The 18,757-nt window shown below is 70.5% G+C and carries 14 protein-coding genes; 8 read left to right on the top strand and 6 right to left on the bottom strand.

Annotated elements, in window-relative coordinates:
* Nucleotides 1-8 precede the first annotated feature (8 nt).
* The 4 genes from ACFYY1_RS11975 to ACFYY1_RS11960 all read left to right on the top strand — a co-directional run bounded on the left by ACFYY1_RS11975 (nt 9) and on the right by ACFYY1_RS11960 (nt 8,152).
* Complete coding sequence (locus ACFYY1_RS11975) at nt 9-1,517, top strand: cytochrome ubiquinol oxidase subunit I (RefSeq protein WP_388583691.1); 1,509 nt, start codon at nt 9-11, stop codon at nt 1,515-1,517.
* A gap of 18 nt (nt 1,518-1,535) precedes the next feature.
* A complete protein-coding gene (gene cydB / locus ACFYY1_RS11970) occupies nt 1,536-2,537 on the top strand; it encodes a cytochrome d ubiquinol oxidase subunit II (RefSeq protein WP_388583689.1) in 1,002 nt (333 codons plus the stop codon).
* Nucleotides 2,538-2,644: 107 nt separating this feature from the next.
* The gene (gene cydD, locus ACFYY1_RS11965; protein WP_388583687.1) at nt 2,645-6,313 is read left to right on the top strand and encodes a thiol reductant ABC exporter subunit CydD; all 3,669 of its coding nucleotides are present in this window, start codon (nt 2,645-2,647) and stop codon (nt 6,311-6,313) included.
* Between the two features lie 135 nt (nt 6,314-6,448).
* Nucleotides 6,449-8,152 (top strand): GAF domain-containing sensor histidine kinase, encoded by a 1,704-nt coding sequence (locus ACFYY1_RS11960; protein WP_388583685.1) that lies wholly within the window; start codon nt 6,449-6,451, stop codon nt 8,150-8,152.
* Between the two features lie 91 nt (nt 8,153-8,243).
* Here ACFYY1_RS11960 and ACFYY1_RS11955 read toward each other — a convergent pair whose 3' ends face one another.
* From ACFYY1_RS11955 to ACFYY1_RS11930, 6 genes are all read right to left on the bottom strand, one after another.
* Nucleotides 8,244-9,110, bottom strand: a complete 867-nt coding sequence (locus ACFYY1_RS11955) for a Cof-type HAD-IIB family hydrolase (protein ID WP_388583683.1) — start codon at nt 9,108-9,110, stop codon at nt 8,244-8,246.
* A 171-nt stretch (nt 9,111-9,281) separates the two neighbouring features.
* Nucleotides 9,282-10,193, bottom strand: a complete 912-nt coding sequence (locus ACFYY1_RS11950; protein WP_388583681.1) for an LLM class flavin-dependent oxidoreductase — start codon at nt 10,191-10,193, stop codon at nt 9,282-9,284.
* A gap of 98 nt (nt 10,194-10,291) precedes the next feature.
* Complete coding sequence (locus tag ACFYY1_RS11945; protein WP_388583680.1) at nt 10,292-10,834, bottom strand: RNA 2'-phosphotransferase; 543 nt, start codon at nt 10,832-10,834, stop codon at nt 10,292-10,294.
* A gap of 187 nt (nt 10,835-11,021) precedes the next feature.
* Nucleotides 11,022-11,981, bottom strand: coding sequence for a MerR family transcriptional regulator (locus ACFYY1_RS11940; protein ID WP_388583678.1), 960 nt, complete (start codon nt 11,979-11,981; stop codon nt 11,022-11,024).
* A complete protein-coding gene (locus ACFYY1_RS11935) occupies nt 11,978-13,759 on the bottom strand; it encodes an SDR family oxidoreductase (RefSeq protein ID WP_388583676.1) in 1,782 nt (593 codons plus the stop codon). Before ACFYY1_RS11935 ends, ACFYY1_RS11940 begins: the two co-directional genes overlap by 4 nt.
* A complete protein-coding gene (locus tag ACFYY1_RS11930; RefSeq protein WP_388583675.1) occupies nt 13,756-14,607 on the bottom strand; it encodes a M24 family metallopeptidase in 852 nt (283 codons plus the stop codon). Before ACFYY1_RS11930 ends, ACFYY1_RS11935 begins: the two co-directional genes overlap by 4 nt.
* A gap of 275 nt (nt 14,608-14,882) precedes the next feature.
* Between ACFYY1_RS11930 and ACFYY1_RS11925 the strand changes: the two genes are divergently transcribed.
* The 4 genes from ACFYY1_RS11925 to ACFYY1_RS11910 are packed head-to-tail and all read left to right on the top strand — an operon-like array spanning nt 14,883 to nt 18,461.
* Nucleotides 14,883-15,905, top strand: coding sequence for an ABC transporter ATP-binding protein (locus ACFYY1_RS11925; protein WP_388584671.1), 1,023 nt, complete (start codon nt 14,883-14,885; stop codon nt 15,903-15,905).
* Nucleotides 15,895-16,803: an ABC transporter permease gene (locus ACFYY1_RS11920; RefSeq protein ID WP_388583673.1), complete on the top strand. Its 909-nt coding sequence runs from the start codon at nt 15,895-15,897 to the stop codon at nt 16,801-16,803. The genes ACFYY1_RS11925 and ACFYY1_RS11920 overlap by 11 nt, the downstream gene beginning before the upstream one ends.
* A complete protein-coding gene (locus ACFYY1_RS11915; RefSeq protein WP_358940823.1) occupies nt 16,800-17,711 on the top strand; it encodes an ABC transporter ATP-binding protein in 912 nt (303 codons plus the stop codon). Before ACFYY1_RS11920 ends, ACFYY1_RS11915 begins: the two co-directional genes overlap by 4 nt.
* Before the next feature lie 30 nt (nt 17,712-17,741).
* Entirely contained in the window at nt 17,742-18,461 is a 720-nt protein-coding gene (locus ACFYY1_RS11910) for an ABC transporter permease (RefSeq protein WP_388583672.1), read from the top strand.
* Nucleotides 18,462-18,757 lie beyond the last annotated feature (296 nt).

Raw genomic sequence — 18,757 nt, 5'->3', positions numbered from 1 at the left:
AAGACGACGTGGAGCTAGCTCTGGCGCCGGAGACGCTGGCGCGATGGCAGTTCGGTATCACCACCGTCTATCACTTCCTGTTCGTTCCCCTGACGATCTCGCTCGCCGCGCTCACTGCCGGCCTGCAGACCGCCTGGGTCCGGACGAACAACGAGAAGTACCTCAGGGCGACGAAGTTCTGGGGGAAGCTCTTCCTCATCAACATCGCCATGGGTGTCGTCACCGGCATCGTGCAGGAGTTCCAGTTCGGCATGAACTGGTCCGACTACTCGCGGTTCGTCGGTGACATCTTCGGTGCCCCGCTCGCGTTCGAGGCGCTGATCGCGTTCTTCTTCGAGTCCACCTTCATCGGGCTGTGGATCTTCGGCTGGGACAAGCTGCCGAAGAAGATCCACCTCGCCTGCATCTGGATGGTCTCCATCGGGACGATCCTGTCCGCGTACTTCATCCTGGCGGCCAACTCCTGGATGCAGCACCCGGTCGGCTACCGGATCAACGAGGAACGCGGCCGGGCCGAGCTCACCGACTTCTGGCACGTGCTCACCCAGAACACCGCGCTCGCCCAGTTCTTCCACACCATCACCGCGGCCTTCCTGGTCGGCGGCGCGTTCATGGTCGGCATCGCCGCCTTCCACCTGGCGCGCAAGAAGCACATCCCGGTGATGCGGACCTCGCTGCGGCTCGGCCTGGTCACCGTGGTCGTCGCCGGACTGCTCACCGCCATCAGCGGCGACACGCTCGGCAAGGTCATGTTCAAGCAGCAGCCGATGAAGATGGCCGCCGCCGAGGCCCTCTGGGAGGGCGAGAAGGGTGCGCCGTTCTCGCTCTTCGCCGTCGGTGACGTGGCCAAGGGCCACAACACCGTGGAGATCTCCATCCCGGGGATACTGTCCTTCCTCGCGGACGACAGCTTCACCTCGTACGTCCCCGGCATCAACGACATCAACAAGGCGGAGCAGGAGAAGTTCGGCCCCGGCGACTACCGGCCCAACATCCCGGTCGCGTTCTGGAGCTTCCGCTGGATGATCGGCTTCGGGATGGCCTCCTTCGCCCTCGGCATCCTCGGGCTGTGGCTGACCCGGAAGAAGTTCATGCTGCCGCCGGGGCTGCGGACCGGTGAGGACGAAGTGCCGAACCTGGTCCTCTTCAAGAACAAGGCACTCAGCCCGAAGTTCGCCAAGTGCTACTGGATCCTCGCGCTCTGGACGATGCTCTTCCCGCTGATCGCCAACTCCTGGGGCTGGATCTTCACCGAGATGGGCCGCCAGCCCTGGGTCGTCTACGGCGTGTTCCAGACCCGCGACGCGGTCTCCCCCGGCGTCTCGCAGGGCGAGGTGCTCACCTCGATGATCGGCTTCACCCTGCTCTACGCCGTGCTCGCGGTCGTCGAGGTCAAGCTGCTCGTGAAGTACATCAAGGCAGGCCCGCCCGAGCTCACCGAGGCCGACCTCAACCCGCCCACCAGGATCGGCGGCGACCACGACGACGCCGACCGGCCGATGGCCTTCTCCTACTGAGAGCAGAGGAGCTGAGAGATGGAACTCCACGACGTCTGGTTCGTGCTCATCGCCGTCCTCTGGACCGGCTACTTCTTCCTGGAGGGATTCGACTTCGGGATCGGCGTCCTCACCAAGCTGCTGGCCCGCGACCGCAAGGAACGACGGGTCCTGATCAACACGATCGGGCCCGTCTGGGACGGCAACGAGGTGTGGCTGCTCACCGCGGGCGGCGCGACCTTCGCCGCCTTCCCCGAGTGGTACGCCACACTGTTCTCCGGTTTCTACCTGCCGCTGCTGATCATCCTGGTCTGCCTGATCGTGCGCGGGGTCGCCTTCGAATACCGGGCCAAGCGGTCCGGCGAGAAGTGGCAGACCAACTGGGAACACGCCATCTTCTGGACCTCGTTGATCCCGGCCGTGCTCTGGGGCGTGGCCTTCGGGAACATCGTGCGCGGCGTGAAGATCGACGCCGACATGGAGTACGTGGGCAACTTCTGGGACCTGCTCAACCCGTACGCCATTCTCGGCGGACTGGTCACGCTCTTCCTCTTCACCTTCCACGGCGCCGTGTTCGCGGGGCTCAAGACGGTCGGGGACATCCGGGAGCGGGCGGGCCGGCTGGCGCTGAAGCTGGGGATCGTCACCGCGGTGCTCGCGCTCGGCTTCCTGATCTGGACCCAGCTCGACAACGGGGACGGCTGGAGCCTGCTGGCGATGATCGTTGCCGCGGCCGCGCTGGTTGCCGCGGTCGCCCTGATAGCGGCGGGACGCGAGGGCTGGGCCTTCGCCTTCTCCGGCGTGACCGTCGCGGCGGTGGTCGCGATGCTCTTCCTGACGCTCTTCCCGAACGTCATGCCGTCCTCGCTGGACGACGCCTGGAGCCTCACGGTCACCAACGCCTCGTCCACCCCGTACACGCTGAAGATCATGACCTGGTGTGCCGGGATCGCCACCCCCCTCGTCCTGCTGTACCAGGGCTGGACGTACTGGGTGTTCCGCAAGCGCATCGGTACGCAGCACATCGCCGAAGCGCACTGAACGCAGCTGGGGCCCGACCGGCGGATCACGGCCGGGGTCGCGACGCCGACCCCGGTCCGCCGGGCGGACCCCGATCGAACGACCGAGATCGCTAGGGGCTGTTTCACGTGAAACCGATCGACCCGCGTCTGCTCCGCCACGCCCGTGCCACCCGCTTCTTCCTGGCAGCCGTGGTGGCGCTCGGAGTTGTCGGGGCGGTACTGGTCATCGCCCAGGCCATGCTCGTCGCCGAAGTGGTGGTGGGCGGGTTCGAGGACGGACTGACGGTCTCCGGGCTGCGGACCCCGCTGATCCTGCTCGCCGCGGTCGCGCTCGGCCGGGGCCTGGTCTCCTGGCTGACCGAACTGGCCGCGTACCGGGCCAGCGCGGCGGTCAAGTCCGAACTCCGCGGCCGGCTGCTGGCACGGGCCGCGGCGCTCGGTCCCGGGTGGCTGAGCGGCCAGCGCACCGGCTCCCTGGTGGCGCTCGCCACCCGTGGTGTCGACGCGCTCGACGACTACTTCGCGCGTTATCTGCCGCAGCTCGGACTCGCGGTGGTCGTGCCCGTGGCGGTCCTGGCCCGGATCGTCACCGAGGACTGGGTCTCGGCGGCGATCATCGTGGTCACGCTGCCCCTCATCCCGCTCTTCATGATCCTGATCGGCTGGGCCACCCAGTCACGGATGGACCGCCAGTGGCGGCTGCTGTCCCGACTCTCCGGACACTTCCTCGACGTGGTCGCCGGGCTGCCGACGCTGAAGGTCTTCGGCCGTGCCAAGGCACAGGCCGAGTCCATCCGTACGATCACCTCGCAGTACCGCCGGGCCACGCTGCGGACCCTGCGGATCGCGTTCCTGTCGTCCTTCGCCCTGGAACTGCTGGCGACGCTGTCGGTGGCCCTGGTGGCCGTCACCATCGGCATGCGGCTGGTGCACGGCGAGCTCGACCTCTACACCGGCCTGGTGGTGCTGATCCTGGCGCCCGAGGCCTATCTGCCGATCCGCCAGGTCGGCGCTCAGTACCACGCGGCCGCCGAGGGGCTCTCCGCCGCCGAGGAGATCTTCGCGGTCCTGGAGACCGAGCCCCGGTCGGCCGGCACGGCGGACGTACCCGATTCCCTCCGGCTGGAGCTGGAGGGGGTGACCGTACGGCACGAGGGACGTGCCGAACCCTCGCTGGACGCGGCCTCACTGGTGGTGGACGAGGGGGAGACCGTGGCTCTGGTCGGCCCCAGCGGCGTGGGGAAGTCGACCCTGCTCGACGTGGTCCTCGGCTTCACGGCACCCGACGAGGGGCGGGTACGGATCGGCGGCGTCGATCTGGCGACGCTCGCGCCCGAGCGGTGGCGGGAACGGATCGCCTGGGTGCCGCAGCGCCCGCATCTCTTCGCGGGCACCATCGCGGAGAACGTACGGCTGGCCCGGCCGGACGCCGACGACCGCGCGGTGACGGCCGCCCTGCGGGACGCCGGGGCGTACGACTTCGTGGCGGAACTGCCGGACGGGACACGGACGCTCATCGGCGAGGACGGCGCGGGCCTCTCCGCCGGACAGCGCCAGCGGCTCGCCCTCGCACGGGCCTTCCTCGCCGACCGCCCGCTGCTGCTGCTCGACGAGCCGACCGCGAGCCTGGACGGCGAGACGGAGGCGGGGATCGTCGAGGCGGTACGGCGACTGGCCGTGGGCCGGACCGTGCTGCTGGTCGTGCACCGCCCGGCGCTGCTCCCGGTGGCCGACCGGGTGGTGACCCTGGACCCGGGCGCGACCGAGCGAGCGACGAGCAACGGGACTGCCGGGGCGGCTGGGACGGCCGGGGCGGCTGTGGCGGCCACGAAGTCCGCGACGGTCACGAAGTCCGCGACGGTCGGGGCGGCCGTGACGTCCGGGGCCGTGCCACGGCCGACGCGCGCGCCCCTTGCCCGCGAGGAACGCGAGGAACGCGAGGAAGAGGCGCCGGAGCCCGAGGTGCTGCGGGAGACCGCGGCCCGCTCCGGACGGGTCCTGGCCCGGGTCAGGGAGGCCGCCGGGGCACAGCGCGGCCGGCTGGCGCTCGCGCTGCTGCTGGGCAGCCTCGCCCTGGCCTCGGCCGTCGGGCTCATGGCCGTTTCCGGCTGGCTGATCTCCCGCGCCTCCGAACAGCCCCCGGTGCTCTATCTGATGGTCGCCGTGACCGCGACCCGCGCCTTCGGAATCGGCCGGGCGGTCTTCCGCTACGCCGAGCGCCTGGTGTCGCACGACGCGGTGCTCAAGATGCTCGCCGAACTGCGCGTCTCGGTCTATCGGGGGCTGGAGCGCATCGCGCCCGCCGGACTCCGCCGCACCCGGCGCGGGGACCTGCTCTCCCGGCTCGTCGCCGACGTGGACGCCCTGCAGGACTACTGGCTGCGCTGGCTGCTGCCCGCCGGGACCGCCGTGGTCGTCGGCACGGCGGCCGCCGGGTTCATCGGCTGGCTGCTGCCCGCGGCAGGCGTCGTGCTGGCCGCCGGACTGCTGCTGGCCGGGGTGGGAGTGCCACTGGTCAGCAGCGCCTGCTCCCGGCACACGGAACGTCGGCTCGCCCCCGCACGCGCCGATCTGGCCACCCGGATCACCGACCTGCTCGGCGGCACCGCCGAACTGACCGTCGCGGGTGCCCTGCCCGCCCGTGCGGAACGGACCCGGGACGCCGACGGCGTGCTGACCCGGATCGCCGCCCGCGCGGCGACCTCCAACGCGCTCGGCGGCGGCCTCATCTCCCTGGTCACCGGCCTCACCGTCGTCGCCACCGCACTCGTCGCCCTGCCCGCCGTGCACGACGGCCGGCTCGCGGGCGTGGAACTCGCGGTGGTGGTGCTCACCCCGCTGGCCGCCTTCGAGGCCGTGGCCGGCCTGCCGCTCGCCGTGCAGTACCGCCGGAGGGTCGAGCGCAGCGCGGAGCGGGTGTACGAGGTGCTGGACGCCCCGCTGCCCGTACACGAACCCGAGCGCCCGGCCGAGGCGCCCGCGTCGCCCTTCCCGCTGGAGGTACGGGGGCTGTCGGCGCGGTACGCCGGAGCGGCGCGGGACGCCCTCGACGGCGTCGACCTGACGTTGACGGCCGGCCGGCGCATCGCCGTCGTCGGGCCCTCCGGCTCCGGGAAGACGACCCTCGCCCAGGTCCTGGTCCGCTTCCTGGACGCACGGGCGGGGACGTACCGGATCGGCGGCGTCGAGGCCGGTGCGCTGGAGGGGGACGCGGTACGGCGGCTCGTCGGGCTGTGCGCCCAGGACGCCCATGTCTTCGACAGCACCATCCGGGAGAACCTGCGGCTGGCCCGGACCGGGGCGACGGACGAGGAACTGCGGGACGCCCTCGGCCGGGCACGGCTGCTGGACTGGGCCGATGCGCTGCCCGACGGGCTCGACACCCTCGTCGGCGAACACGGCGCACGCCTCTCCGGCGGCCAGCGCCAACGCCTCGCCCTGGCCAGGGCGATCCTCGCCGACTTCCCCGTACTGGTCCTGGACGAACCCGCCGAGCATCTCGACCTGGCGACCGCGGACGCCCTGACCGCCGACCTGCTGGCCGCCACCGAGGGGCGCACGACCGTCCTGATCACCCATCGCCTGAAGGGACTCGAAGCCGTCGACGAGGTGCTGGTGCTCGACGGGGGCAGGGTCGTGCAGCGCGGCCCGTACGCCGACCTCGCCGCCGGGGAAGGCCCCCTGCGCCGGATGCTGGAGCGCGAGCGGGAGACCGCACGGGCACCCGGCGGAGCCGTGGGCGCACGGGAGGAGGCGCCGGCGGTGTCCGGGGAGGCTGTGGGCGTGCACGCGTGAGCCGGGTGGCGCGCGGAGGCCGTGGGCGTGCACGCGTGAACCGGGCGGCGCGCGGAGGCCGTGGGCGTGCACGCGTGAGCCGGGCGGTACGAGAACCGACTTTCCTCGTGAATCGGGACTAACTACTCTCGGGGTATGCCGGAGCAGGACCCGAAGGACTCACTCGAAGCGGCTACCCGGGCGACTCGCAGCCTGCAGGGCCTGTCCACCGAGATCACCGCCCGCATCCCGCAGCTGCTGGAGGCCATGCGCTCCGTCGGCGCGGGCCTGGAGCTGCACTCCACCCTCGACCGGATCTGCGAGACGGCCGCCGAACTCGCCCACTCCCGCTACGCCGCCATCGGCGTCGTCGACAAGGAGGGCGAGGGGCTCTCCGACTTCGTCACCTATGGAGTGCCGGACGAGGTGGCGGACGAGATCGGCCACCGCCCCGACGGGCACCGGGGGCTGCTGGGCGCGCTGATCCACGACCCGGCACCGGTGCGGCTCGCCGATCTGACGGCTGATCCGAGGTTCGCCGGCTTCCCGCCCGGCCACCCCCCGATGCGGACCTTTTTGGGCGTCCCGATTCGCGTGCAGGGGGAGATCTTCGGAAATCTCTACCTGGCCGAGAAGGACGGCGGCGAGTTCAACGACTACGACCTGCACATGGTGCGGGTGCTCGCCACCGAGGCCGGGATCGCCATCGGCAACGCCCGGCTGTACGAGGCGGCACGCCAGCGTGAGCGCTGGATCGACGGATCGGTGGCCGTGACCACCGCGCTGCTCTCGGGCGGGGACGCCGACGACGCGCTCTCCGTCGTCGCCGAACAGGCCCGCCGCCTCGCCGACTCCGCCGCCGGGATCGTGCTGCTGCCCACCGAGGAGGGCGGCCTGGAGATCGTCGCCGTCTCCTCGGACGACCCCACCTCCTCGCTCGGGGTGATCATCGGGCCCGAGAGCTCGGTGGTGGCGAAGCTGCTGGGCGGCGAGGCGGTCTTCGTGGACGATTCCGCCAGTGACGCCCGCATGGTCACCAGGCTGGCCCACCAGTACGGCCCGAGCATGCTGCTGCCACTGCACAGCGGCGGGCGGGTGCTCGGCGCGCTCGCCACGCCTCGCGCGCGGGACGGCCGGCCGTTCACGGAGACGGAGCGGACCCTCGCCACCCAGTTCGCCTCGCAGGCCGCGCTCGCGCTGATGATGGCCGAGGCGCAGCGGGACCGGGAGCGGCTGGCGGTCTACGAGGACCGGGACCGGATCGCCCGCGATCTGCACGATCTGGTCATCCAGCGGCTGTTCGCCACCGGGATGATGCTGGAAAGTGCCCAGCGCAGGTCGGACGTGCCCGAGGTGCAGACCGGGGTCGGCCGCGCGGTCGACGAACTGGACGTGACCATCCAGGAGATCCGTACCGCGATCTTCGCGCTCCAGCAGGAACCCGCCGAGGCGCCGTCGGGGCTGCGCACCCGGGTCCTGCGCGAGATCAACATGGCGGCGGTCCCGCTGGGCTTCAAGCCCTCGCACCGGTTCCTGGGCCCGGTCGACGCGCTGGTCGGCGAGCTCACCGGCAAGAACCTGATCGCGGCGCTGCGGGAGGCGCTGTCCAATGCGTTCCGGCACGCCGAGGCGTCGTTGATCGACGTGGTCGTCGACGCGACCGCCACGCTGCCCGACGGGAGAAACGCGGTGCGGCTGTCGGTCGCCGACGACGGGGTGGGAATCCCCGAGGGCGGCCGGCGCAGCGGGCTGCGGAACCTGGCGCGCCGGGCGGAGTCGCTCGGCGGTGCGAGCTGGTTCGGACCCGGGATCGGGGAGGACGGGGGCGGCACGACGGTGGTGTGGGAGGCGCCTCTCTGAGGCGCCTGTCCACGTGTACGGGGCCGGCTGTCCCGGTTCAGCGCCCGGGGCCGGCTGTCCCGGTTCAGCGCCCGGGGCCGGCTGTCCCGGTTCAGCGCCCGGCGTCGGCTGCCCGGCGCTCGGCGATGATCCGCTCGATGACGACCGCGACGCCGTCCTCGCCGTTGGTGGCGGTCCGGCCGGTGGCGGCGGCGAGTGCGGCCGGGTGGGCGTTGCCCATCGCGTACGAGGTGCCCGCCCAGCTCAGCATCTCCACGTCGTTGGGCATGTCCCCGAAGGCGACGACCTCGGCGGGCGAGATTCCGCGCTCGGCGCAGCAGAGCTCCAGCGTGCTGGCCTTGGAGACCCCCGGACCGCTGACCTCCAGCAGGGCCGTGGGGCTGGACCGGGTGAAGGAGGCCCGGTCGCCGGCCGTCGTACGGGCCAGGGCGAGGAAGTCGTCCGGGGTCAGCGAGGCGTGGTGGGCGAGGAGCTTCAGCACGGGGACACCGGTGCCGGGCGTCTCCTCGTGCAGCAGCTTCTCGGCTACGGCGACCGTGGCGCCCGGGTCCAGGTGGAACGGCGGATAGTCCGGCTCGTAGTGGATCCCGGTGGCCAGCTCGACGGCGAAGGTGGTGCCGGGGGCGGCGGAGCGCATCGAGCGGACGACATCGAGGGCGATGGCGCGCTCCAGCGGCCGGACCTTGACCAGCTCGCCGCCCGCGTGCAGATCGGCGACCGCCGCGCCGTTGGCGCAGATCGCCAGGCCGTGGCCGTGCACGTGGTCGCTGACGACATCCATCCAGCGGGCCGGGCGTCCGGTGACGAAGAAGACCTCGATACCGGCCTCCTCGGCGGCGGCCAGCGCGGCGACGGTGCGGTCGGAGACCGTTTTGTCGTCGCGGAGCAGGGTGCCGTCCAGGTCGGTGGCGATCAGCCGGATTGCGGCAGGCGAAGGCGAGTCGGTAGCTGAGGTCACCCGTCCATTCTCACGTACGTGGGTGCACGGGCGTGCGGAGGGGCGCACATCTGAGGATGCGCGCCCCTGACCAGGCGAACATGCCCGGTGCATATGCCAGAGGTTGCGGAACCGTTCTGCGGGCCGGTTCCGGTGAGCTGGTTCTGCGCGCCGGTTCCGGCGGCGGCCGGGTCAGCGGCCGAGCTGGGCCAGGCCCTCGGTGGCGATGCGCTCGAAGACCTTCTCGTCCGCCGCGAAGTCGGAGTCGGGGATCGGGTTGTGGATGACGATCTCGGTGAAACCGAGCGCGAAGTGGGTGCCCGCGAAGTCCACGAAGGCATCGAGCGACTGGAGCGGGCGGTCCGGGGTGAAACCGGTGAGGAGGATCTTGTCCAGCTCGGCGGCGTCCCGGCCGATGGACTCGCAGGCGGCGCCCAGCCTGGTGAGCTGCCCGCGGATGGCCGCCACGGACTGCTCCGGGGTGCCCGTCTCGTAGAGCTTCGGGTCTCCCGTGGTGACCCAGGCCTGGCCGTACCGGGCGGCGAGCTTCATTCCGCGCGGGCCGGTGGCGGCCACCGCGAACGGCAGCCGGGGCCGCTGCACACAGCCGGGAATGTTCCGGGCCTCGTTCGCCGCGTAGAACGTGCCCTCGTACGTCACCGAGGGCTCACGCAGCAGCTGGTCGAGCAGCGGTACGAACTCGTCGAAGTGGTCGGCCCGTTCGCGCGGCGTCCACGGCTCCTCGTCGCTCCGGCGCAGTGTCGTGGCGTCGAAGCCGTTGCCGCCGGCGCCGATGCCGAGGGTGAGGCGCCCCTCGGAGACGTCGTCGAGCGTGATGAGGTCCTTGGCGAGCGTGACGGGGTGCCGGAAGTTGGGGGAGGTGACGAGGGTGCCCAGGCGGAGCCGGTCGGTGGTGGCGGCCGCGGCGGTGAGAGTCGGCACCGCGCCGTACCAGGGGCCGTCGCGGAAGGTCCGCCAGGCCAGGTGGTCGTAGGTGTAGGCGGCGTGGAACCCCAGGTCTTCGGCCCGCCGCCAGATCTTCTGTCCCTCGCTCCATCGGTGGATGGGGAGGATCACCGTGCTCAGACGCATGGATACGACCATACGGGCCCGGAAACGGACACTCCCGCTCCGTACGGGGGCTCGGCTGTGCGGCGGGACCGGGCGGTCGCGGTGCCGGGTGGCCGGGCCGCTGCCGCTGGTCAGTCGCGGAACCGCAGGAACGCGGGCGGTACGGATGCGGTGAGCCAGACGCCGTTGGCGCTGACGTGGAAGGTGTGGCCCGCGCGGTGCATCGCGCCCGCGTCCACGGACAGGACGACGGGCCGGCCCCGCCGGGCACCGACCCTGGTCGCCGTCTCGCGGTCGGGCGAGAGGTGGACGTGCGTGCGGGCCATGGGCCGCAGGCCCTCCTTCCGGATCGAGTCCAGCGCATGGCCCACCGTGCCGTGGTAGAGGTACGCGGGCGGCTCGGCCGGTGGCAGGTCGAGGTCCACCGGGACGGTATGGCCCTGGCTTGCACGGATCCGGCCGTTCTCCACGGCAAAGCGCTGCTTGTCGTTCGTGGCTACGACATGGTCGAGCTCGGCCCGGGTGAGGGGGACGTTGTTGCGGGCCAGGGCACGCAGCAGCGTGTCGATCGGCACCCAGCCGTTCGCGTCGAGCGTGATGCCGATCCGCTCCGGCTGATGGCGCAGGTGCTTCGAGAGGTACTTGGACACCTTGACGGTGCGTCTTTCATCCATGCGGCCAGGGTGCCGGGGACTGTTCCGTCGGCGCATCCGGGTTTCGCTCACGATGTGCTGAAGCAATTCTCGGCCGCGCTGAAGAAAGTTTCGTCCACAGGTTTGATCCACAGTCAACTTGAGTTATCCACAAGCTGATTGGCGATTCTGTGGACAAGTGAAAGCGAAATCAACCAGTTTGGTCAATTCACTCATGTTTGTTGATGGATGGAGCAAGTGCCTCCAATGTCCTTGATTGCACCTCGCGTTCCGTGGAGGCCGTGACGAAGGCGGAGACGTTCTCCGCGCCAACCAGCTGTTGGACGGCCCGGATTGTCTCGGAGGGGAGATCCACGCGACGCGTCGCGAGCGACGGGGAATCGGATCCGATAGGTGTGTCCGAAGCGAGGTGATGATGCAGATGGCGGGTCGCGAACGTCCGCATCGCGCGGGCAAGTTCGGCGTCGACCGTCTGCTGGGCGAGCGGACGCAGCCTGCGCACCATGGCGGCCGCCTCGGCCGCGTCCGCGTCGGTCGGGGGTCGATGGCCGAGATAGCGGGCGAAGACGTGCTCGGTGGTGAACTCCAGGAAGCGCGAGGCGATCTGCTCGACCTGGCCGCGAAGTTCCCGCAAATGACCGGAGATCGCGCTGAGCGGCACGCCGGCCGCGTGCAACTCGACCGCGACGGCCAGCTCTTGAGGGCTCGGCACCAGAAACTCGTCCTCCCTGCCCGGGATCGGTTCGAGCACACCGAGCTCCACCGCTTCGGCGACCGCCTCGTCGTCCGGGGCGCCGCCGAACTTTCGGATCAGCTCGTCCACAGTGATCCGGTCGGCCTGCTCGTCCGTCCAGGGGCCGTGCACCTCGGCCACGAGTCCGAGCACCCCGCCCAGACCGCGGCCGGTGTCCCAGGCGTCCAGGAGCTCCTTGATGCTGGCCAGCGTGTAACCCCGGTCCAGCAGATCGGCGATCTGCCGGAGCCGGGCGAGATGGGTGTCCCGGTACACATTGGCCCGGCCGCGCCGCTCCGGTGTCGGCAGCAGGCCGCGGTCCTGGTAGGCGCGGATCGTGCGGACCGTGGCCCCGCTCGCGTGGGCCAGGTCCTCGATCCGGTACTCGGCGGCGGACTGCCGGTCCGCGGCCGACGACCGCCCGGGGCCGCTCACAGCGGCGGCTTCAGCCGGGCGATCCCGCGCAGCGCGCCGGGGCTGAACCGGGACAGGAGGCGGGCGCCGCGGGCCTCCGGGGTCACCGGCACGACGGCCTGGTTGCGCACCACCGCCTTGAGGATCGCGTCGGCCACCCGCTCCGGCGGGTAGTTGCGGAGCCCGTACAGCCGGCTGGTCCGCTTCCGCAGCCGCTTCTCCTCCGCCGCGTCGGCACCGGCGAAGTGCGTCGTCGCCGTGATGTTCGTGTTGACGATGCCGGGGCAGATGGCGCTGACCCCGATCGACCGCTCGGCGAACTCGGCCCGCAGGCATTCGCTGAGCATCAGCACGGCGGCCTTGGAGGTGCTGTACGCGGGCAGCGCCCGGGACGGCTGGTAGGCGGCGGCGGAAGCAGTGTTGACGATATGGCCGCCCTGGCCGCGCTCGGCCATCTGCCTGCCGAAGATCCGGCAGCCGTGGATGACGCCCCACAGATTGACGTCCAGGACGTTCTTCCAGTCCTCGCTCGTGGTGTCCAGGAACGAGCCGGAGAGGCCGATCCCGGCGTTGTTGACCAGGACATCGACTATTCCGTACTCGGCGGCGACCTTCTCGGCGAGCTTCTCCATCGCCTGCTCGTCGCTGACGTCGACCGCTTCGCCCCAGGCCGCCGGAGCTCCTATGAGCCGGGCCATCTCGGCCGTCCTGGCCGCACCCTCCGCGTCCCGGTCCACGGCCACCACCCGGGCGCCCGCTTCGGCGAACGCGAAGGCCGTGGCCCTGCCGATGCCGCCCGCCGCGCCCGTCACGAGAACCAGCCGGCCGCCGAACCGGTCCGCGTACGCCCCGGTCGGCGCGGTGTCCTGCACCGGACGGCCGTCCTCCTTGGCGGCCTCGTTCGCGGCGACGAACTCGCTGATCCAGGCGGCGAGCTGGTCCGGCCTGGTGCGCGGCACCCAGTGCTTGGCGTCGAGCGTCCTGCGTACCAACTGCGGTGCCCACAGCTCCAGTTGGTCGTACAGCTTCTCCGAGAGGAAGATGTCGCCGGTCGGGGTGATCAGCTGGACCGGCACATGGGCGTAGGCGTCGGTGCGCGGCCGGCTCAGCCGGGCGCGGACGTTGTCGCGGTAGAGCCAGGCGCCGTGCGCCGCGTCGTCGGGCAGCGAGGGGGTCGGGTAGTCGCCCGCCGGGATCTTCTCCAGGCGCTCAAGCATCTTCGGCCACCGCTTGCTGAGCGGGCCGCGCCAGGCGAGCTCCGGCAGGACCGGCGTATGCAGCATGTAGACGTACCAGGACTTGGCGCCCTGGCCGAGCAGCTGGCCGACCCGGCGCGGCGTGGGCCGGGTCATCCGCTGCTTGATCCAGTGCCCGAAGTGGTCCAGCGAAGGGCCGGACATCGAGGTGAACGAGGCGATCCGGCCCTCGGTCCGCTTGACCGTGACGAACTCCCAGGACTGGACCGACCCCCAGTCGTGCCCGACCAGATGCACCGGCCGGTCGGGGCTCACCGCGTCGGCGACGGCCAGGAAGTCATCGGTGAGCTTCTCCAGCGTGAAGCCGCCGCGCAGGGGCTTCGGGGCCGTGGACCGGCCGTGCCCGCGCACGTCGTACAGCACGACATGCCACTGGTCGGCCAGCTGCTTCGCCACCTCCGTCCAGACTTCCTTGCTGTCCGGGTAGCCGTGCACGAGGACGACCGTGGGCCGCTCCTCGTCGCCCAACTCGACCACGCACAGCTCGATTCCGCCCGTGCGGACCCGGCGCTCGCGCGCCCCCGGCAGGCTCCCGAGATTCATGCCGCCACCCTTTCCTCGGCCCAGCGCCGCACATGCGGCAGATCGTCGTCCAGCCAGAAGGCGCTCTGCTCGGGGTCCTTGGAGTCGGTGACCACCAGGATCTCCTCGAACTTGGCTCCCGTACCGCGGAATCCGAGATGCGGCTCCACCGCCCACAGACCGGGCTGCGGCGGATGATCGGAGAAGCGGTACGGACTCCACAGCGGTGACCAGCCGTCCCGGTGCCCGTGCAGCGCGTCGCTCATCAGCCCCTTGAGGGACTGGGTGCCGAAGCCGAACACATGCGGGGACCAGCGACGCTCGGCGACACGGTCGACCTTGTGGGCTATGACACCGAAGGGGTAGGCGCGATGCCGGTTGGCATACCCCTGCTTGATCATGAGGCGTTCGACGTCCTCGTATATCTCGCGCAGCGAACGCCGCTCACGCACCTCGCGCAGTATCAGCTCGCGGTGGGCCTCCAGATCGGCCATCAGCTTGTCGTGCAAGGGGTTGAGCCCGAGACAGCCGGAGTAGCCGATGTCAGCCGTGCAGCCCTTGTAGACCGGGGCCATGTCGAGGATGAAGGGCATCCCCGGCTCCAGCTTCCGGTTGGTCGGGAAGAACTGCAGGGGCACCTTGAAACCGGCGAACGCCGTGCGGTCCCCGAACCAGGCGAAGGGGAGATGGAACCAGTCACGCACCCCGCGCTCGCGCAGCCAGTCGCGCTGCATACGAGCCGCCTCGCGCTCGGTCACGCCCGGTTCGAGCCGGGCCGCGACCGCCTCCGCGCAGGCGTACGCAAGGCTTTGGACTTCTCTGAACCCCCGCAGTTCCGGGGCCGTTTCGTCCTTCACTGCCGAGGTCATGCCACCGTCCGTTCCCTGCCGTGTGCGGTACGTGCCCGTAACGTGACACTGATGAATGTGACAATGTCCGACGGCTACGTCAAGGGGTGTGCGGAGACCTGTGGACAACTCGGCCGGGCCGCCGCTCCCGACCGGGCCCCTCCTCCTTCGTGGGGGCCCCTTACGGGTCCGTACGCCTGGAGTCGGACGCCGATCCAGCCGCCAGGGCTGACGACCGGTGTGGCCCGCGCCACTACCTTCGAAACGTGACTGTGATCGCGACCGAAAGCCTGAGCATGCGGTTCCCCCAGGTGACCGCGCTTGACCGGCTCTCCTTGGACATCGGCCCCGGTGTGACCGGCCTGGTGGGTTCCAACGGGGCCGGCAAGTCCACATTGATCAAGATCCTGCTGGGTCTGTCCCCCGCCACCGAAGGCCGGGCCACGGTGCTCGGGCTCGACGTCGCCACCAGTGGCGCCGCCATCCGGGAACGGGTCGGCTACATGCCCGAGCACGACTGCCTGCCACCGGACGTCTCGGCCACCGAGTTCGTCGTCCACATGGCACGGATGTCCGGACTGCCGCCGACGGCGGCCCGTGAGCGCACTGCCGACACGCTCCGGCACGTGGGCCTGTACGAGGAGCGCTACCGCCCCATCGGCGGCTACTCGACCGGCATGAAGCAGCGGGTGAAGCTGGCGCAGGCGCTGGTCCACGACCCGCAGCTGGTCCTGCTCGACGAGCCGACCAACGGCCTCGACCCGGTCGGCCGCGACGAGATGCTCGGACTGATCCGCCGCGTCCACACCGACTTCGGCATCTCGGTCCTGGTCACCTCGCACCTCCTGGGCGAGCTGGAACGCACCTGCGACCACATCGTCGTCATCGACGCCGGCACGCTCCTGCGCTCCAGCTCCACCAGCGACTTCACCCAGACCACCGCGACCCTCGCGGTCGAGGTCACCGACAGCGACACCCACCCGGACGGCACCGACGCGCTGCGGCAGGTCCTCACCCGGGCCGGCGTGAAGTTCATCGGCCAGGACGGTCTCGACGCGCAGGGACTGCCCGGTGCGGGCCACATCCTGCTGGTCGAAGCGGTCGGCGAGGCGACGTACGACATCGTGCGCGACAGCGTCGCCGGGCTCGGACTCGGCCTCGTACGGATGGAGCAGCGGCGCCACCACATCGCCGAGGTCTTCCGTACCGAGGGGGTGCCCGCGACCGCGGGCGCGGACGCCGGAGCCGTACAGCAGCACGCCGTACAGCAGGAGCAGCACGCCGTACAGCAGAAGGGAAGCGGCCGCGATGAGCACTGAGACCGGGACCGTTGCCGGGAGCGACACCTCCCGCATCCACAACATCGGGTACCGCTCCTACGACGGCCCGCGGCTGGGCCGTGGTTATGCGCGGCGCTCGCTCTACTCGCAGTCGCTGCGCGGCTCGTTCGGACTCGGCCGGTCCGCCAAGTCCAAGGTGCTGCCGATGCTGCTCTTCGGCGTGATGTGCCTGGTCGCAGCGATCATCGTCGCCGTCGCCATCGCCACCCCGACGGCGACCGCCCTGCCGATCAAGTACACCGCGTTCGCGATCTATCTCCAGGCCGTGATCGGCCTCTTCCTCGCCGCACAGGCGCCCCAGTCGGTCTCCAGGGATCTGCGCTTCAAGAGCGTCCCGCTGTACTTCTCGCGGCCGATCGAACGGGTCGACTACGTCGTGGCCAAGCTGGCCGCCATGGCTTCCGCACTCTTCATCCTCACCGGCGCGCCGCTCGTCATCCTCTATGCGGGCGCGCTGCTCGGGAAGTTCGACTTCGCCGACCAGACCAAGGGATTCGGCCAGGGGCTGGTCTCGGTGGGGCTGCTCTCCGTGCTCTTCGCCGGGCTGGGCCTGGTGATGGCCGCGCTGACACCGCGCCGCGGCTTCGGTGTCGCCGCGGTGATCGCCGTGCTGTCCATCACCTACGGCGCGGTCTCGGTGGTCCAGACCATCGCCTGGCACACGGGCTCCGAAGGAGCCGTCGAGTGGCTGGGGCTCTTCTCCCCCATCACGCTGATCGGCGGCGTGCAGACCGCGTTCCTCGGGGCCGGCTCGGACTTCCCCGGCGGGTCGGGCCCGGACGCCGGGGTCGGCATGGTCTATCTGATCGTTGTTCTCGCGCTCGTCGCCGGCTCGTACGCCGTACTGATGCGCCGCTACCGGAGGGTCGGGCTGTGACCACCATCGAGATCGACCACACCTCGCGCTGGTTCGGCAATGTGGTCGCCGTCAACGACGTGAGCATGACGGTGGGACCGGGCGTCACCGGGCTGCTCGGGCCGAACGGCGCGGGAAAGTCCACGCTGATCAACATGATGGCCGGATTCCTCGCCCCGTCGACCGGCACGGTCACGCTGGACGGCAGGCCGATCTGGCGCAACGAGGCCGTGTACAAGGAGATCGGCATCGTGCCGGAGCGGGAGGCCATGTACGACTTCCTGACCGGCCGCGAGTTCGTCGTCGCCAACGCGGAACTCCAGGGGCTCGGCGACGCGGAGGCGCGAAAGGCGCTGGCCACGGTCGAGATGGAGTACGCGCAGGACCGCAAGATCTCGACGTACAGCAAGGGCATGCGCCAGCGCGTGAAGATGGCGTCCGCCCTGGTCCACGAGCCTTCGGTGCTGCTGCTCGACGAGCCGTTCAACGGCATGGACCCGCGCCAGCGGATGCAGCTGATGGAACTGCTGCGACGGACGGGGGCAGAGGGCCGTACGGTGCTCTTCTCCTCCCACATCCTCGAAGAGGTCGAGCAGCTCGCCTCCCACATCGAGGTGATCGTGGCCGGACGGCACGCGGCGTCCGGCGACTTCCGCAGGATCCGCCGCCTGATGACGGACCGCCCGCACCGCTATCTCGTACGTTCCAGCGACGACCGCGCCCTCGCCGCCGCGCTGATCGCCGACCCGTCGACGGCCGGTATCGAGGTGGACCTGGGCGAACGGGCCCTGCGGATCCAGGCGGTCGACTTCGGACGCTTCACCGAGCTGCTGCCGAAGGTCGCGCGGGAACACGGAATCCGTCTGCTGACCGTTTCGCCGTCCGACGAGTCCCTCGAATCGGTCTTCTCCTATCTCGTAGCGGCCTGAGTAGTGGCCTGAAAGGAGCTGTGAATCGTCATGTACGACCCCACAGTCGCCCGGCTCACCTACCGGGCCCTGCTCGGTCGGCGCCGGGCCGCCATCCTGTTCGTCCTGCCGGTGCTGCTGGTGGCCATCGCCGTCGCGGTACGGGCGTTCGCCGGGTCCGACGACCAGGTGGCCTCGGAGGTGCTGGGCGGCTTCGCCATCGCCACGATGGTGCCGCTGATCGGCGTGATCGCCGGAACCGGGGCCATCGGTCCCGAGATCGACGACGGATCCATCGTCTACCTGCTGTCCAAGCCGGTGAAGCGGCCGACGATCATCTTCACCAAGCTGATCGTGGCCATCGCCGTGACCATGGTCTTCTCCGCGCTGCCGACGATGATCGCGGGCCTGATCCTCAACGGCAACGGCCAGCAGATCGCGGTGGCGTACACCATCGCGGCACTGGTCGCCTCGATCGCGTACAGCGCGCTGTTCCTGCTGCTGGGCACCGTCAGCCGGCACGCGGTCGTCTTCGGCCTCGTCTACGCGCTGGTGTGGGAGGCCCTGTTCGGTTCCCTGGTGCCGGGGGCGCGCACGCTCAGCGTCCAGCAGTGGTCCCTGGCGGTCGCCGAGAAGGCCGGCGGTTCGGGCGCGATCACCTCCGACGTCGGACTGACGACCGCGACGGTCCTGCTGGCGGCGGTCACGGTCGTGGCGACCTGGTACGCGGGCCAGAAACTGCGCACGCTGAAGCTGGCCGGCGAGGAGTGAATCGCCGTCGCCCCACCCGTCAACCCCCGCCTTCCCGGTGGGGGTTGACGCATTTCGGACAGTCGTACGCGTAACTGTACGGTTATCGGTTCGTTGGGCAGGCTACGTGGAGGCAACTGGAATCCGTGGCGTCGTGGCTTTCGTGAAAACAGGGATTGCCGATGCCGGCGAGGCAGTGCCCGCCGGGTCGGTCATTGAGTGAGTGGCAACCGTGAGCGTCCTCCGCCCCTCAGGCCCGGGACAGGGCTGCCCGTCGACGGTTTCGCGGATCGTCGTTCCTTGATCGGAAGGCATGC

The sequence above is a fragment of the Streptomyces sp. NPDC001890 genome, from assembly GCF_042891445.1.
GTDB lineage: Bacteria > Actinomycetota > Actinomycetes > Streptomycetales > Streptomycetaceae > Streptomyces.
Note: the sequence above shows the minus strand (reverse complement) of the source record. Positions and strands in the feature narration are given on the sequence as shown.

Bases quoted from the DNA above. Each gene is read 5' to 3' on its own strand.
- cydB (WP_388583689.1), top strand. From the start codon at position 1,536: ATGGAACTCCACGACGTCTGGTTCGTGCTCATCGCCGTCCTCTGGACC.
- ACFYY1_RS11960 (WP_388583685.1), top strand. From the start codon at position 6,449: ATGCCGGAGCAGGACCCGAAGGACTCACTCGAAGCGGCTACCCGGGCG.
- ACFYY1_RS11950 (WP_388583681.1), bottom strand. From the start codon at position 10,193: ATGGTCGTATCCATGCGTCTGAGCACGGTGATCCTCCCCATCCACCGA.
- ACFYY1_RS11945 (WP_388583680.1), bottom strand. From the start codon at position 10,834: ATGGATGAAAGACGCACCGTCAAGGTGTCCAAGTACCTCTCGAAGCAC.
- ACFYY1_RS11935 (WP_388583676.1), bottom strand. From the start codon at position 13,759: ATGAATCTCGGGAGCCTGCCGGGGGCGCGCGAGCGCCGGGTCCGCACG.
- ACFYY1_RS11930 (WP_388583675.1), bottom strand. From the start codon at position 14,607: ATGACCTCGGCAGTGAAGGACGAAACGGCCCCGGAACTGCGGGGGTTC.
- ACFYY1_RS11925 (WP_388584671.1), top strand. From the start codon at position 14,883: ATGCGGTTCCCCCAGGTGACCGCGCTTGACCGGCTCTCCTTGGACATC.
- ACFYY1_RS11920 (WP_388583673.1), top strand. From the start codon at position 15,895: ATGAGCACTGAGACCGGGACCGTTGCCGGGAGCGACACCTCCCGCATC.
- ACFYY1_RS11910 (WP_388583672.1), top strand. From the start codon at position 17,742: ATGTACGACCCCACAGTCGCCCGGCTCACCTACCGGGCCCTGCTCGGT.